General features: G+C 60.0%; 3 protein-coding genes. 2 read left to right on the forward strand and 1 reads right to left on the reverse strand.

What is annotated here, in order from left to right:
* The first annotated feature begins 149 nt into the window (after positions 1–149).
* Together ACH2EH_RS05875 and ACH2EH_RS05880 are read left to right on the forward strand one after the other, a co-directional pair.
* Entirely contained in the window at positions 150–506 is a 357-nt protein-coding gene (locus tag ACH2EH_RS05875; protein WP_395139843.1) for a CBS domain-containing protein, read from the forward strand.
* Positions 507–591: 85 nt separating this feature from the next.
* Positions 592–1,146 (forward strand): matrixin family metalloprotease, encoded by a 555-nt coding sequence (locus ACH2EH_RS05880; RefSeq protein ID WP_395139845.1) that lies wholly within the window; start codon positions 592–594, stop codon positions 1,144–1,146.
* Here ACH2EH_RS05880 and ACH2EH_RS05885 read toward each other — a convergent pair.
* On the reverse strand, positions 1,143–2,046 hold a 904-nt coding region (locus tag ACH2EH_RS05885), incomplete at its 5' end, for a GDSL-type esterase/lipase family protein (protein ID WP_395139847.1). The two genes, ACH2EH_RS05880 and ACH2EH_RS05885, sit on opposite strands and share 4 nt — an antisense overlap.

The raw sequence follows: 2,046 nt of genomic DNA on the forward strand, positions 1-2,046 counted from the left end.
CCAGAGAATCCCGCCCAGCCCGACAAGAACCATCAGGCTGGTACCGCAGCCGACGGCCAGTAGCTTTTTGACTTTGCTCATGGGCATTAGTATGCCGCAAAGCCAACTTAGTTGCAGGAAAACCGTGTCTTTTTCCCGAAATTGACTCCATGACCACACTCGCCGATGTCACCCTTCGCACAGTTCCCGTTGTTGATCCCCAGAGTAGCCTCGCCGAGGCCATTGAGCTGCTACAAGCCGACCCGCTCCAGACCGTGGTGCTGGTGGGCGACGAGATGTTCATGGGCATGCTCAACGCCACGATGCTGGAGTCGTCGCTGATTCCCTCCGGCGTGGATCTCTCGACGCTGCAAGTGGGGCCGTACGTGCGCCCTACCCGTCCGCTCCATCCTGAGACGACCGTGGTAGAGGCGCAGGCCGCACTGGAGCGCAAGGGCGTTCTCGCGCTGCCCGTGGTGGCCGGAAATGTGTATCAGGGTGTCGTCACCCGCGCAGAGCTTAGCTAGAATAAGCTCATTGCCCCCGTATAAATGCGTGTTTTCTCCATCGAACCTTGCCCTCTAAAGTTTACACCGTTATAGTTTTCTCACTATGCGACTTGGCGTACTTATTTTGCTTGCTTGTGGTGGCTGTGCCGCGGGGACTGTGCCCTCGTCGACGCTGCCGCCCCCCAGCTCTGATCTTACCCCCAACTACGCCCCCTCGCTGCGCTCATTGCGCCACTGGCCCCAGCCCCGCGTAGAAGTACGGCTCGACAATATGACCAAGGCGCAGGCACAGAAAGTCGAGTACGCCATGCACCTCTGGAACGAGGCGCTCCTGGGCAAGGTCACGCTCATCCGTTCAAGCTCGCCTGAGGCACCGATTGTCGTGCGCCTCGCTTCTCCGACCGTGCTGGATGGCTCACAGGGAAAGACTTCTGTGGTGGCGGATGCGGGCACGCAAGGGCTCCAGAGCGCACTAACTCTGCTCAACTCCGACCTAGAAGACGACTGGCTGACCCTGATCGCAACCCATGAGCTAGGCCATGCCCTCGGGATTTCCGGCCACAGCCCCAGCACCGACGATCTGATGTACGAAGCCCCCGGCCCTCAGCTCGCCATCACCACGCGTGACCGAAATACTCTGCTGCTAGCCTACCGCTAGAGGAGCGCCTCGGTCAGTGCGAGCTTCGACTCACGTAGCGCCTCAGCGACGAGTGCCGCCATCGCTTTTGCCCCCTCCGTATTAAAGTGCGTGTTATCCTCGACTCCCTTGGGATAGTGGGGATTCTCGTCCGGCTTGAGCTGCAAGAAGAGCTTGCGCGATGGCTCTGCACCAAGCGCACGCAGAGCTTTCTCGCTCAACCGATGGTGGTCTATCAGAGGTGTTTTCGTCGCCGTGGCAACCTCACGCACTAGGTCTGGGTAGGCACCATGCGTGTCATAGAACTGCCCTTGTGCATCGAAGCGGCGCCGCATCACCGGGGTCAGGAGCACGGGGTTCGCGCCGCGCTTGCGGACATCGCTCACAAAACGAGTGAGATTTGCCTTGTAGTCTTTTGGTGGGGTGTAGCGCTCACCCTTCTCTTTGGACTGGTCGTTGTGGCCGAACTGAATAAAAACCCAGTCGCCGTTCTGCACACGGGCAAGCAGCGCCTCCCAGCGTTTTTCGGCCAGGAAGCTCCTGGTGCTACGCCCATTGACCGCGTGATTTTCGATCCGAAGCTTGCTCTCGTCCACAAAGAGCCGCAGTCCCTCGCCCCAGCCGGTCTCAGGGCGCTTGTCGGGGAGTTTCTCGGCCATCGTGGAGTCACCTGCCAGAAAGAGGGTCGGCACGCGGGGGAGATCTTTAAGTGCAAAGCGAGCGAGTGTGATAGTCTCATACGCACCTTTCTCGCCGCACTCATACAGACACGCGAGCGTATTTTTCCTCAGCGAAGCCAAGTCCGAGTACGCGCTCGGCCCGGCGTGCAACGTCAGCCGCCGCTCCCAGGTCTTACCCTCGTCGCTACTGGCCCGTACCGTGAGATTTTTACGCCCTTCCCGGCTGGCGGGATTGGAGAAG

Origin of the sequence: Armatimonas sp. (assembly GCF_043760365.1) — a bacterium.
GTDB lineage: Bacteria > Armatimonadota > Armatimonadia > Armatimonadales > Armatimonadaceae > Armatimonas.

What these genes read in the sequence shown, in the direction of transcription:
- ACH2EH_RS05875 (WP_395139843.1), top strand. Translation starts at nt 150, where the DNA reads ATGACCACACTCGCCGATGTCACCCTTCGCACAGTTCCCGTTGTTGAT.
- ACH2EH_RS05880 (WP_395139845.1), top strand. Translation starts at nt 592, where the DNA reads ATGCGACTTGGCGTACTTATTTTGCTTGCTTGTGGTGGCTGTGCCGCG.